This window comes from Streptomyces sp. NPDC093221 (assembly GCF_044753885.1).
In the GTDB taxonomy this organism is placed as follows: Bacteria; Actinomycetota; Actinomycetes; order Streptomycetales; family Streptomycetaceae; genus Actinacidiphila.
The window spans coordinates 1-13,428 of record NZ_JBIVOA010000012.1 but is presented as its reverse complement, the minus strand read 5'-3'; the positions used below and the strand labels follow the sequence as shown (position 1 = coordinate 13,428).

The 13,428-nt window shown below is 70.7% G+C and carries 10 protein-coding genes and 1 rRNA gene; 5 read left to right on the top strand and 6 right to left on the bottom strand.

What is annotated here, in order from left to right:
• Positions 1–7: 7 nt before the first annotated feature.
• The 4 genes from ACIQCJ_RS32635 (at position 8) to ACIQCJ_RS32620 (ending at position 6,152) form a co-directional block, all read left to right on the top strand.
• Positions 8–1,435 carry an ATP-binding protein gene (locus tag ACIQCJ_RS32635; protein WP_188285564.1) on the top strand — a complete coding sequence of 476 codons (1,428 nt, stop codon included), beginning with the start codon at positions 8–10 and terminating at the stop codon, positions 1,433–1,435.
• 13 nt (positions 1,436–1,448) lie between these two features.
• A complete protein-coding gene (locus ACIQCJ_RS32630; protein ID WP_402713433.1) occupies positions 1,449–3,131 on the top strand; it encodes a type VI secretion protein in 1,683 nt (560 codons plus the stop codon).
• 463 nt (positions 3,132–3,594) lie between these two features.
• Positions 3,595–5,022 (top strand): hypothetical protein, encoded by a 1,428-nt coding sequence (locus tag ACIQCJ_RS32625; RefSeq protein WP_402713431.1) that lies wholly within the window; start codon positions 3,595–3,597, stop codon positions 5,020–5,022.
• Entirely contained in the window at positions 5,019–6,152 is a 1,134-nt protein-coding gene (locus tag ACIQCJ_RS32620) for an ARPP-2 domain-containing protein (protein ID WP_402713429.1), read from the top strand. Before ACIQCJ_RS32625 ends, ACIQCJ_RS32620 begins: the two co-directional genes overlap by 4 nt.
• A 79-nt stretch (positions 6,153–6,231) precedes the next feature.
• Here the strand turns inward: ACIQCJ_RS32620 and ACIQCJ_RS32615 are convergent, their stop codons facing one another.
• The 4 genes from ACIQCJ_RS32615 to ACIQCJ_RS32600 all read right to left on the bottom strand — a co-directional run bounded on the left by ACIQCJ_RS32615 (position 6,232) and on the right by ACIQCJ_RS32600 (position 11,206).
• Positions 6,232–7,350 carry a substrate-binding domain-containing protein gene (locus ACIQCJ_RS32615; RefSeq protein WP_391164012.1) on the bottom strand — a complete coding sequence of 373 codons (1,119 nt, stop codon included), beginning with the start codon at positions 7,348–7,350 and terminating at the stop codon, positions 6,232–6,234.
• Between the two features lie 270 nt (positions 7,351–7,620).
• The gene (locus tag ACIQCJ_RS32610; RefSeq protein WP_355341804.1) at positions 7,621–9,273 is read right to left on the bottom strand and encodes an extracellular solute-binding protein; all 1,653 of its coding nucleotides are present in this window, start codon (positions 9,271–9,273) and stop codon (positions 7,621–7,623) included.
• Positions 9,274–9,386: 113 nt separating this feature from the next.
• The gene (locus tag ACIQCJ_RS32605) at positions 9,387–10,250 is read right to left on the bottom strand and encodes a carbohydrate ABC transporter permease (RefSeq protein ID WP_188285559.1); all 864 of its coding nucleotides are present in this window, start codon (positions 10,248–10,250) and stop codon (positions 9,387–9,389) included.
• A gap of 101 nt (positions 10,251–10,351) precedes the next feature.
• On the bottom strand, positions 10,352–11,206 hold the full coding sequence (locus ACIQCJ_RS32600; RefSeq protein ID WP_188285565.1) for a sugar ABC transporter permease: 855 nt from the start codon (positions 11,204–11,206) through the stop codon (positions 10,352–10,354).
• Positions 11,207–11,652: 446 nt separating this feature from the next.
• On the opposite strand from ACIQCJ_RS32600, the gene ACIQCJ_RS32595 reads away from it, so the two are divergent.
• Complete coding sequence (locus ACIQCJ_RS32595) at positions 11,653–12,654, top strand: hydroxyacid dehydrogenase (protein ID WP_402713426.1); 1,002 nt, start codon at positions 11,653–11,655, stop codon at positions 12,652–12,654.
• Positions 12,655–12,732: 78 nt separating this feature from the next.
• Here ACIQCJ_RS32595 and ACIQCJ_RS32590 read toward each other — a convergent pair whose 3' ends face one another.
• Both ACIQCJ_RS32590 and rrf read right to left on the bottom strand, forming a co-directional pair.
• Complete coding sequence (locus ACIQCJ_RS32590; protein WP_391164008.1) at positions 12,733–13,266, bottom strand: GNAT family N-acetyltransferase; 534 nt, start codon at positions 13,264–13,266, stop codon at positions 12,733–12,735.
• 70 nt (positions 13,267–13,336) lie between these two features.
• Positions 13,337–13,428: ribosomal RNA gene (rrf, locus tag ACIQCJ_RS32585) — 5S ribosomal RNA — on the bottom strand; the annotation flags it as partial.

Genomic DNA, 13,428 nt, shown 5'->3' with positions numbered 1-13,428 from the left:
CATGCCCATGCTGGACCCTCTTGCGGCGCTCACGGACGCCTTCACGAGCTTCCTGTTCGGCCGGGTCGAGTCGACGCGGCTGCCGGTGCGCACCTCCACCGGCCAGGCCCAGGCGGTGTACCTGCCCACCGCCGCCCCCGGCCTCGGCGACTCCGGCGTCATCATCGGCCGCGAGGTCTACTCGGGCAAGGGCTACATCTACGACCCCTTCCAGCTCTACGGCCAGCAACTGCCCGCCCCGCACTGGCTGGTCCTCGGCGAGTCCGGCAACGGCAAGTCGGCGCTGGAGAAGACCTACGTGCTGCGCCAGCTCCGCTTCCGCGACCGGCAGGTCGTGGTGCTCGACGCGCAGGGCGAGGACGGCGTCGGCGAGTGGAACCTCATCGCGAAGTCGCTGGGATTAACTCCCATCCGGCTGGACCCGATGGCCGCGCTGGACGGCGGCATCAAGCTCAACCCCCTGGACCCGGCGATCACCCTCACCGGTCAGCTCGCGCTGCTCCGGACGATCATCGAGGTCGCGATGGGCCGCGGTCTCGACGAGCGGTCCGGCTTCGCGCTGAAGGTCGCGCACGCCTATGTGATCGAGACGATCACCGACCGGCAGCCGATCCTCACCGACATCGTGGAACGGCTGCGGCACCCGCTGGAGGAGTCGGCGGAGGCCATGAACGTCGACCTGGACGACGTCCGCGCCTGGGGCCTGGACGTGGCCCTGGTGCTCGACCGGCTGGTCGACGGTGACCTGCGGGGCATGTTCGACGGGCCCACGACCGTCGGCATCGACCTGGACGCGCCGCTGATCGTCTTCGACCTCTCCCACATCGACCGCAACTCGATCGCGATGCCGATCCTGATGGCGATCGTCGGTGTGTGGCTGGAGCACACCTGGATCAGGCCCGACCGGAAGAAACGCATCTTCCTGGTCGAGGAGGCCTGGCACATCATCAACTCGCCCTTCGTGGCCCAGCTCTTCCAGCGGCTGCTGAAGTTCGGCCGCCGCCTGGGCCTGTCCTTCGTCGCCGTCGTCCACCACCTCTCGGACGTCGTTGACGGGGCCGCGGCGAAGGAAGCCGCCGCCATCTTGAAGATGGCCTCCACCCGCACCATCTACGCCCAGAAGGCCGACGAGGCGCGCGCCACCGGGCGGGTGCTCGGCCTGCCACGCTGGGCGGTGGAGATCATCCCGACGCTCACCCCCGGCATCGCCGTCTGGGACGTCAACGGCAACGTGCAGGTCGTCAAGCACCTGATCACCGAGGCGGAACGGCCCCTGGTCTTCACCGACCGCGCGATGACCGAGACCTCCCTGGAGCACGAAGCGGAGGTCGAGGCCGAAGCGGCGTCGGAGGCGGAGGCCGAGGCCCGTGCCGAGGCACACGCCGCCGCCGAGGTGGCGCTGGCCAAGCAGTTGGCCGACGACGCGGTGGCATGAGAGGTGGGGTGACATGGCCGGGAGGAAACGCGAGTCCTCTGGGGGCCTGCCGGACGGCCTGATCGTCGGCGTCCTCGGCTTCCTGCTGGGCGTGACGCTGCTGGTGTGGACGGCCACCGGCATCGCGGGGGTCCTCTCGCACGGCGGCTGGCCCGCCGAGGTGCACTTCACCCGCACCCCCCAGGCCATGCGGCACCTGATCGCGGAACCGCACGACGTCGCCGCGGCCTGGCCCGACTCGCCTCCCGGCCAACTGCCCGGCTCCGGGCTGTTCTGGGGCATCTTCATCAGCCAGTTCATGGTGCTGTTCGTCCTGACCGTCTTCGTGCTGAACGCGGTGGCCCGTACCCGCGCCCGCCTCAGGGCACCCCGCCAGGCCCCGCCCGCCCCGGCCCCTGAGGCGGCGCCCGCGCCGGTGGAGCGCGCCCCGCTGCCCTCGCCGCGCCGCCGCCGCGGCCAGCCGGTCGGGTCCAAGGCCGCGGGCGACGACGGCCTGGACGCCTGGTTCCGCTCCGTGCCGGGCGCGGCAGGCCCGCGCGAGGACGCGCCGACCACGGCCTTCGAGCCGATCCCCGCCACGGCCACCGAAGCGACCGGGCACACCGCCGCCGGAGCCACCGGCACCGCGGCCGCGGCCCCGATCCCGCACCCCGTCGCCGACCCACTGCCCGGCGGTGAAGTCACCCGCACCTATGCCCTGTTCGCCAGCCCGCGCGGCGACAAGTCCAAGCGCATCGTGCAGCCCGCCGTCCTGGCCGCCGCGGGACCCGCCGTGGTCACCACTGCGGACCCGGACACCTATCAGCAGACCGTCGGCAACCGCAGCAAGCTCGGTCCCGTCCACGTCTACGATCCGGCGCACCTCCTCGATGTGCCCGGGCGGCTGCGGTGGGCGCCGCACGGCGGCTGCGAGCGACCGGAGACCGCCGGGATACGCGCGGGCGCACTGCTGGCGCCACTGCGGCCCGCACGCGCCAACGAGGCCATCGTCCACGACACCGCCGTGACGCTGCTGCGCTGCTGGCTGCACGCGGCGGCCCTGGACGGCGGGCCATTCCGCCAGGTGCAACGCTGGGCGGCGAGCGGTTCAGCGGCCGGTGAGGCGGTGCGGATCCTGCGTACCGACACCGAGGCCGCCTCCGGCTGGAGCGGCGAACTGGAATCGGTGCTGCACGCCCACCCCGAACGCCGGGACGCGGCGCAGGCGTTGATCCGCCAGACCCTCGAACCGCTGAACGCGGTACACATCCGCGACGCCTGCAATCCACCGCGCTCAGGTGGCCTCGACGTGGAGTCATTCGTCGCGGAAAGGGGCACACTTTACGTAGTGGGTGAGCGCATCGAGGATCCGCGGACCCACTTGGGTGCGATGCCCCTGCTCACCGCACTCGTCTCCAGCGTGGTCGAGCACGGCCGGCGCATGGCCGCAACGTCATCCGCCGGTCGGCTCGACCCACCACTGACCTTCATCCTGGACGACGTCGCCGCGCTGGCCCCGCTCCCGGGCCTGTCGGACCTGCTGAGCACCGGTCACCACTCCGGTCTGCCCACCCTCGCCGTCCTGCGCTCCCCCGAACAGGCGCTCGCGCGCTGGCACGCGCCGCTGTGGCAGCACGCCGACATGCGCCTGGCCCTGGGCGATGAGACGGCCGACACGCTCCCGCCGTCGATCCCGGACGCGGTCCGCATCCGCTGATTCCGCGCGCGGGCGCCCGGCCGCACGCCCGCGCCCACGCGCCCGCCCGCATGTGCGCACACGCGGGCGAGAACGCACGGGAGAGAGGCCCCCGGCGGGAACGCGGGCGCGGCGCCCGCCCGGCCGGTTCGCGCCCCTGCTTCCTCTGCTCCCTGTTGAGTTGTCAATGTCCGCTTGTCACTGATCATCAGTATCCGCTCCACACCGTCCTCGTGGGGCAACTGATTTCCAGTCTGTGGATAACTCATTCGCCGAAAGTCGCCCTGTGGAAAACTCCGCGAGCGAATCCGCCGACCCTGTTACCGTTCGAGAGTCGACCGCGGGACTCCGTCGCGACTTCCGGAACCTGCCTCTGAAGCAATGATTCGCAGCTCGCGCCCTCATTCCCCGGTCGACGCCGAACACCTCGAACACACCAGCACTCGACGCCCCAACACACCTACGCGAGAACAGGAGTCACGTCATGCAGCCAGAAGGACTGATCGCCGCCGAGGACGTCCTCCTGTTCGCCAATGCCGCGACCACATCCACCGCCCAACGCGAATTCCACTCCGACGCCGACACCCAGCACCTCTCGCTCGACTTCCTGCACGCGTACATGCTGGGCAACTACCGCGATCTGTACGCCGCCGCGCTCGCCCTCGACATCAACGACCACAACGCCGCCCTGATCATCCGCCGACTGCTGGAGAGCGCCACCGAAGCGACCCCCGAACAGCGCCGCACCGAGGGCCGGTTGATTGCCCGACGGCTGACCGCACTGCCCCCGCAGCGGGTCTACGCCCTCTTCGCCGCGCTGCGCCGGGCCAAGGTCAACAACCGCCGCACCCGCGCCATCATGCGGGACTGGCTGGCCACCCGCCCCGACCCGGCGTTCGACGCCGTCAAGTACCGGACCGGGGTGAAGACGGCGCTGCGGCACGCCCACCTGCCCGCACGAGAAGCCGAGTTGGGTGACTTCCTGTTCGCCCCGCGCCGCCGCACGCGCTACGGGACGCCGCTGCTGGAGACCTGGCGCCGCGCGCACTACGAGCAGGCGGCGGTCTACGAGCTGCCGTTCACCGTCGCGGAGGGCTTCGCGGCCCGGCACGGCATCGCGCGCGCGGCTTTCCTGGAGCGGATCGCGCCCCGGATGACCCGGCTCGAGCGGCTCCGTTTCCAGGACTCGGCGCGCCGCCACGGCGCGACCGCCGTCCGGACCGACCTGACGCGGATGCCGCTGACCCGGCTTGCCTCGTACGTCCTCGGGCTGTCCCTGGACGAACGAGCCGGTCGACGGGCGGAGTTGACAGCGGCACTGCGGGCCGCCGCGCGCCGGGCCGCGCGCGGCGAGCGCGGCTGGGGCCGGGTCGCGGCAGTCCTGGACGACAGCTTCTCCTCCTACGGCTCCGGCCAGAAGCGGCGCCGCCCGCTCGCGGTGGCGCTCGCAGCCCACCACCTTCTGGAGGCACTCGCCGACTCGTACACACCCCTGTGGACATCGGGACGGAGCGATTCGCTGCTGGCGTTCCCGCACGGGGCGACCCCGCTCGGCGAGCGGATTCTGGACGCACTGGAGACCGGCCCGGACCGGCTGCTGATCATCTCCGACGGCTGGGACAACGCACCGCCGGGGCTGGCCGCCGAGGTGCTGCGCGTATGGCGGACCCGGCTCGACCCGGACGGGCGGGTCACCGTCGTACACCTCAACCCCGTGTACGACGCGGACGACTTCGACGTGCGCCGCCTGGCCCCGACCGTACCCACCGCTGGCATCCGCGACGCCGAGGATCTGCCGTCGCTGGTCGGCCTGGCGCGGTTCGCCACCGGCCGCACCGGCCTGCCCGAGCTGCGCGCCCACCTGGACAGCCGTATCACCGCGTTCATGACCGCACCCGAGGAGGCCCGATGACCGCCACCGGCACCCTCCGCCTCGACCTGGCCGGACTCACCACGCGCCCCTCGCAGGTCTGGGGCGGCATCCGCCTCGTCCCGCTGGTCCGCGCCGAACCGCTGCCGGGCCTGCGGCTGCACGCCGAGCTGTACGGGGACGGCATCGGTGTGGTGACGGTCGCGCCGCGCACCACCTACACGTCGTACATCCCGCACGGCTTCGTCGCCGACTGGGGCGCGGACAGCGGTCATGCGGGCGCCGCGGCGGCGTACGGGACACAGTTGCGCGGCGACCGGGACGCCGAGCCCGTGACCGCGATGCCGCTGCGCATCCACCGCCGGATGGCACGCCGAGAGGCCAAGCACCGACTGCGGTTCCTGCCGCTGCACCTCGCGCTCGACGGTTATCTGGCGCTGCACTTCGGCGGCCCGACCATCGCGTGGGAGGAGTGGTCGCAGCGGGCGCTGCGGCAGGGCCTGTCGCCTCGGGTGGAGGAGGCGTACGTCGGCGTGACCGTGCGCGGGCTCGGTGACGCGCTGAAGGTGTTCGAGATACACCCGGGCCAGTGCGGGGTGCTGCTCTACGCGGCCGACGCCCTCGCCGCGGCCTTCGTCGTACCGCACCCGGAGGACTACCGGGCGCTGCACGCCACGCTCGTCCAGGACCTGTACGGGGAACTCATCTACCAATACGCCCTGTTGAGCGCGGCCGTGCCGGACTTCGTGCCGAGGATCGACGAGACGCGGGTGCGGACGACGGCGGATCTGCGAGCGGCGGTGGCCGCGGAACAGCGGGCGTGGGCGGAATTCCACGACGGGACGATGGCGGCGGGGCTGCTGAATACCGAGTACGCGACGCGGAAGGTGTACCGGGCGGGCGGGTTCACGCTGTCGCGATTCATACCGGCCTTTCGGCCCCGCGAGGAGAACCACATAGGTGAGGTCATCACCGCGGCGGACGGTCGGCTCGCGTATCTGAAGACCTTTCGTCTGTCCGAGACGCAGATTCGGCGCGGACACCTGTTGGAACGGCTGGCAGCGCACGACTGGCACCTGGGCCGGACGGCGGAAGAATTCGGGCTGGACGAGAGGGAATTCGCTTCGCGCCTGCGGGCGGCGGGATTCGGTTCACTGCTCCGCCAGGGATGAGGACGCCTCCGCGGAGGGCCGCACCCGAGAAGAACTCGGGGACCGCCGACCGCGGGAGCGAATGCGAAGGACCGCGCTCCTAAAGCGCTGACTCCTCCGCCGTGAGCCGTCGCACGGACTCCCGCAGGACGATGTGCGTGCCCAGGAGATGGCGGGTCTGGGCGGTGCCGCGGGCGGAGCCGGGGAGGCCGGCGTCCTCTTCGGCGAGGGCCAGGCGGACGGCGGCGCGGCCGAGCTCGTAGGAAGGAATGTTGACGGTGGTCAGGGGAGGGTTGAGGTCTTGGGAAACATCGTCGTTGTTGTAGCCGACCACCGAGATGTCCTCGGGGGTGCGGAGCCCGCGCTCGCGCATGGCGGCCATCGCGCCCGCGGCGACCAGGTCGTCACCGGCGAAGACCGCGGTGAAGTCGGGGTTGCCGTCGCACCGCACGAGCAGATCCCGCATGGAGTTGTAGCCATTGGTGCGACCGAGGCCGATACCCGCGATCCGCTGGTGCTCCGGCCCGAGCCCGTGGTCGGCCAGCGCACGCTGGTAACCGCGCACGCGCGGCTCGGCCGTGCTGTGCCCCGGCATCGTGCCCAGGTAGAGGATCCGCCGGTGCCCGGCGGACAGCAGGTGGCTGACGGCGGCGTACGCACCGGCCTCGTTGTCGTACTCCACCGCGATGACCGGGGTGTCGGGGCTCGGCGCGGGGCGCCCGCACAGCACGAGCCGGGAGCCCGCGGCGGCGAGCCCGTGCGCGTACTCGGTCAGCCGCACGCGGTACGCCTCGTCCTCGACCGCGCCGCCGACCAGGATCACGATCTCGGCGCGCTGCTCACGCATCATCTGCACCAGCGCCAGCTCGCGCGCCTCGTCACCGCCGTGGCTGCACACCATGCACAGCCGGCCGCGCGCGGCGGCCTCCTGCTCGACGCCCTGGGCGACGGCGGCGAAGAAGTAGCTGTCGACCGACATCATGATCACCGCGACCGTCTTGGGCCCCGTCCCGGCCAGCGCCCGCGCCCGGCCGTCGATCACGTAGTCGAGGTCCTTGACCGCCCGCAGCACCTTGGCGCGCGCGGCGGCCGACGTCGGGTAGTTCCCGGCCAGCGCCCGCGAGACGGTGGCGACCGAGACACCCGCCCGGACGGCGACATCGCGGATGGTGACACGCCGACTCCCGCCGCCCGCACCCGCCGCGGTCCCCGCACCCATGGGGCTTCCCGCGCCCGGCCCGTTACCCGGCCCCGGCTCTGGTGCAGTCTCCGCCATCCCCGCCATCCGATTCCTCAGCGGCCCGCGGCTCCGGATCCGCGACGGCCAACACGCGACGCAAGGACCGACCCACGGCCCGGCGCCTGGCTCAGCGCAGGGCCTGGTCCCACGCCCGACGCTTCGTTCGACACATCGTTCGACGCGGCGCCCGGCGCCCCCCGCGCTGCCGCCCAGCGTAGTAGTGCGGGGCCGGGCGGCAGGCACAGGGCGTCAGTGGTTGGCCGCGTAATCCGCCGCGTACTCGTCGGCGATCTTGTTCAGGCCGTCGCCGCGCATCTTCTTCACCGCCTCGTCCCACGCGCTCAGCGGCTTGCGCCCGGCCACGATCGCGCCGATCGTGTCGAGCCGGTACTGCCCGATGGTGGCTCCCGACCGGGTGAAAGTCTCCGACTGGAGGCCGAACCGCGGATTGCGTACGAGCATCGGCGCGATCTTCACCTGCCAGGCGTGGCTACGCTTGACGTCGTCCGGCCGCCCCGGCAGGTAGAGCACCTGCGGCGCGTCGGACAGGTACTTGATCGGAAGATTGACGGTGCTCTCCACCAGACCGAGGTCCGTCGGTATCGGCGAGCCCTCCGCGTCCCGCGTGAAGTGCGTGCCCTCGATGCCGAAGTGCGTCAGCTCGTACTCCTTGGTGCCGAACGGCGCCGCCAAGTAGTCGAGCACCCGCAGGATCAGCTTGATCCGCTCGGGCGCGGCCTTCTTCAGCACCGTGTAGCCGAAGATCCCGCGCGCCCGCTCCATGCCGGGCTTGCCGCCGCCCGACGGCGTGTACGGCACCGCGCCGTCCAGGACGAAGGCGTCCTTGATGCTCGGGATGCTCGTGGTCAGTGCCCCGAAGCCGTCACCCATCGACGCGACCGTGCCGTTGTAGAAGAGCGTCTTGCAGTCGACGGTGGAGGTGCTGAGCGCGTTCGGCAGGTACGTTCCCGCCTGCCGCAGCTTCAGCATGAACTCCAGGCCCGCCTTGTACTCGTCCGTGCCGTACGCGTCGACGAAGTGCCCGCCGTCGAGCTTCCACTCCTGCGGCGCGCCGAACGCCATCGTGTGCACCGCGAAGCCGAAGCCGGTCTGCTGCGCCGCGCCCAGCGCGTACTTCTTGCCGTGCGTCGCCTCCTTGGCGACGGCCATGAAGTCGTCCGACGTCCAGCCGTCCTTCATGCCGGCCGCGCTGAAGATGTCGTTGTTGATCCACAGCGTGGTGCCGGGCGCGGACCGCTGCACCGGGATGCCGAGGATCCGCCCGCTGATCCGGCCCATGTCCTCCCACGCGTAGGTGGGGATGTTCGCCAGATTCGGGTAGTCCTTGACCGCGTCGCCCGCCAGGTACTCGCTCAGGTCCGCGCACTTGGCCTGCACGAATTGCGCCTCGCGGGGCAGTACGTGACCGCCGCCGAGGTTGATGACGTCCGGCAGGTCGTTGCCCGCCATCAAGGTGGCCATCTTGTTGTCGTAGTCGGAGTCCGGCACGACCGTGAACTCGATGTTCACCCCCAGCGCCTTGTTGACCGCCGCCCAGAACTTGTTCTCCGACGCGGGCTTCGGCGGCGTCCCGTACGAGATCGTCATCACCTTGATCGTCTCGCCGTTGCCCGGCTTGTCGGCGACCGCGCTGACCAGGTTCTTGGGATACGTCAGATAACCCGGCTGCACCCCGTCCGCCGTCCCCGGCAGATCGGGCGCGGGCCCGCTGACCGGCTTGTACGTCGGCCAGGGTGCGAGCTTCTTGCCCGCGTTGCTCACATCGTGGCCGCCGGAGGAGGAGGACGAGCAGGCGGCGAGAACGGATGGGGCGGCCAGAGCGGCGCCACTTGCGGCGATCGAGCGCAGCAGCGTACGCCGCGAGAACGACGAGGTGCTCACGGTCAGTCCTTTCAGGGGTACGGGTGCGATGCGGGTGCGGTGATACGGGTACGGCGGCACGGTCCGCGGCCACGCGGCCACGCGGCCACGCGGCCGCTCGGCCCGCGTACGGCTCAGCTCTTGATGGCGCCGGTCAGCACGCCCTTGGTGAAGTACTTCTGGAGGAAGGGGTAGACGACGAGGATCGGCACGGTCGCCACCACCAGCACCGCCATCTGGATCGTCTGGGGCGACGAGACCATCCCCGCCTCGCTGGCCCCGGAGTCCGCGAGCTGCGCGCCCCCGATGACATACGTGCGCAGCACCTGTTGGAGCGGCCAGTGGTCGGAGTTGAGGTAGATCGACGCGTAGAACCAGGCGTTCCAGTACGAGACCGCGTAGAAGAGCCCGACGACCGCGAGGGCCGCCTTGGACAGCGGGAGGACGATCCTGCGCAGGATCAGCCACTCGCCCGCGCCGTCCAGCCGGGCCGCCTCGTACAGCTCCTCGGGGATCGACTGGAAGAAGCCGCGCAGTACGACGAGGTTGAACACATTGATCAGGACGGGCGCGATCAACGACTCGTAGCTGTCGAGCATGTTCAGGCCCTTGACCAGCAGGAAGCCGGGGATCATGCCGGGCGGGAAGAGGAAGGTGAACAGGATCAGCAGCAGGATCGGCTTGCCGCCGAAGACCTGGGGACGGCTGAGCGCGTACGCCAGGCCGATCGTGCAGGCGAGGCTGAGGGCCGTGCCGATGATCGTCACACCGGCGCTCACCCACAGGGCGTGGGTGACGATGCTGCCGTCGAAGATCTCCCGGTAGGCGCGCAGGGTGGGGTGTTCCGGCCACAGCACCCAGCCGCCGTTGGCGACCACGTCCTTGTTGGACGCGAAGCTGGTCGACACGATGATCAGGAACGGGACGGTGACCAGCAGGACGACGGCGACCAGGGCCACCGCCTTGGCCGCCTGGGTGACGGGCTTCGGCTTCTCCATCCACGAAGGACGGACGGGACGGACCGGGCGACTCGAACGACGCGGGCGGACCGAACGGAGCGGGCCGGTACGAGGCGTGCGACCGGCGGACTGAACGGCGCTCATCGGTAGACCCCCTGCTCGCCCAGCCGGTGCGCGACCTTGTTGGCGGTGAAGACGAGTACGGCGCCCACGACGCCCTTGAAGAGACCGGCCGCGGCGGCATAGCCGAAGTCGCCGCCGATGATGCCCTTGTAGTAGACGAAGGTGTCGATGATCTCGGCCGCCTCCGGCCCGACCGCGGGCCGTTGGAGCAGCATCTGCTCGAAGCCGACCGACAGGATGTCGCCGAGCCTCATGATCAGCAGAAGAACGATGATCGGCCGCAGCGACGGCAGGGTGACGTGCCAGAACCGCCGCCACGGACCCGCACCGTCGATCGCCGCGGCCTCGTACTGCTGCTCGTCGACCTGCGACAGCGCGGCGAGGAAGATGATCGTGCCCCAGCCGCAGTCCTTCCAGATCACCTGGGCCACGACCAGCGGCTTGAACGCGTCGGGGTTGCCGATGATGTTCACGGTGTGCAGGTGGGCGTCGCCGAGCACGCTGTTGAGCAGCCCGGTCTCGCCGAGCACCTGCTGGAAGAGGGCCACCACGATGACCCACGACAGGAAGTGCGGCAGATACGCCACGCTCTGCACGAACCGCCGCACGCTGTCGCGGGTCAGGCTGTGCAGCAGCATCGCCAGCGCGATCGGCACGGGGAAGAAGAAGACGAGCTGGAGCAGCGCTATCCACAGGGTGTTGACGACCGCGGCCCAGAAGTCCGGGTCGCCAAACATCCGCTGGAAGTTCGCGAAGCCCACCCACTGGCTGGCCCAGAGCCCGTCGAAGGGCACGTAGTCCTTGAACGCGATGACGTTCCCGACCATCGCGCCGTAGTGGAAAAGCAGGAAGTACGCCACGCCGGGCGCCATCAGCAGGACGAGGGCGGCATCCCGGCGCAGCCGCTTGCGGCGCGAGCCGGGCTCGGGCTTCACACGGTTCGCCCCGCCCCTACGGGCCAGGCGTTTCGCGCGTCTCACGCGTCGTTCGGACGCGCCCACCGCATCGGCGCGGCTGGTGGCGTCCTGTTCGGCAATCGCCATCGCGTCCTCCTCGACGCTTAAGGTGGGACGGAACCTAAACCGGTTACTACGACAGGTCAACCCCTCGCGCAGCCCAAGACGTTGACCTCTGATGGCGTCGGCCCTAATCTCATAGCCAGAGAAAGAAACCGATTACACCGTGGTGCGCGGACAGCGGCCCGCACGCACGGCGCCGCACACGCACGACGACGAACATGAACACGAGCAGGACCACGAACACGAGCACGTCACCGTGCACAGACCCACGCAGACCTGCGGACACGTGAGGGGCAGACATGGCGGAGCGTCCGAATCTGGTGCTGGCGATGCGTCCGGACATCCTCGACCTGGTACTTCCGGCCCCCCTGCGCACCCGGCTCGACGCCCTCGCGGCCGTCCACCCCGCCCTCGTCACCGACACCACGACGCCCGCCGCGCGGGCCGCGCTCGCCGACGCCGACGTACTGCTCACCGGCTGGGGCGCGCCCGCCGTCGACTCCGCCGTCCTGGCCCTCGCGCCCCGGCTCGGCGCCGTCATCCACGCCGCCGGCACCGTCAAAGGCCACGTCGGGCCCGAGGTCTGGCAGCGCGGCATCGCCGTCTCGTCGGCGGCCGACGCCAACGCCGCTCCCGTCGTGGACTTCACCATGGCCACGGTCGTCCTCGCCGCCCGCCGCGCGCTCGGCACCGCCGCCGAGTACACCGACGGCCAACTCCTCGGCTACCGCGACCGGCGCGGCGCGGACGGCGCCGTCGTCGGCGTCATCGGCGCCTCCCGCATCGGCCGCGGCGTGATCGCCCGGCTCCTCGCCGCCCCCTCCGACTTCCGCGTCCTGCTCGCCGACCCGTACGTCTCCGCCGCCCAGGCCACCACTCTCGGCGCGGAACTCGTGGACCTCGACGAGCTGTGCGCGACCTCCGACATCGTGACCGTGCACGCACCCGATCTGCCCGAGACCCACCACCTGCTCGACGCCCGCCGCCTGGCCCTGATGCGCGACGGCGCCTCCGTCATCAACACCGCGCGCGGCCGGCTGGTCGACACCGCGGCGCTCACCCGCGAATGCGCCGCGGGCCGCCTCGACGCCTACCTCGACGTCACCGACCCCGAACCACTCCCCCGCGGCCACCGGCTGCACAGCCTCCGCAACGTCCTGCTCACCCCGCACATCGCGGGCTGCCAGGGCACGGAGGTCCAACGGCTCGGTGCCTACGCCGTCGACGAGGTCGAGCGCTGGACACGCGGCGAGGCCCTCCTGGGAGCCGTGCTGGCGGACGACTTGGCGCGCATCGCGTAAGGCGGCGCGCATCGCGTACGGCGGCGTGCAGCGGTACGGCGGTACGGTGCCGGATTCGTCGTCGTCCGGCGGCGCGGTCTAGCGGTCCCTGAAGAGCACCATCTCGTACTCCGTCTCGGACGGGTTCAGCGGATACTTCATCGTCTCGCCGGTGCGGATGAAGCCGAAGCGCTGGTAGAAGGACTCGGCACGGCCGTTGTCCTGGTGGACCCACAGGTACACGCGGTCGGTACGGTCCCAGGCCCAGGCGATGGCGGCGGCGAACAGGCGCTCGGCCAGACCGGTTCCGCGGGTCTCGGGGATCAGATAGACGGCGTTGACGGAGAAGTAGTCGGGGCGCTCCACGACGACGGTGAGCATGCCGACCCAGGCACCGCCCTGGTGTCCGTCGGTCTCGTCGGGTTTGCGGACCGCGTCACGGTCGATGGCGACGAACTGCTGGGATCCGGCACCGGACGCCCGTCGCTGCCAGACCGTGTCGCTCAGCGCGGCCTCCTCCTCGAAGGTCCGCGCGAAGGCCATGCTGCTGACCGGGTCCTGAAGCGCTGCCAACCGCAGTGCCCGGATCCGCTGCCACTCCGCCGGTGCCACCGGCCGTATCTCGTACCGCATCATCCGACGGTACAACGCAAAAAAGCTCGGGTCCTCCGAATTAAATTCGGAGGACCCGAGCTGAAAGATTGTTCGGCGGTGTCCTACTCTCCCACAGGGTCCCCCCTGCAGTACCATCGGCGCTGAAAGGCTTAGCTTCCGGGTTCGGAATGTAACCGGGCG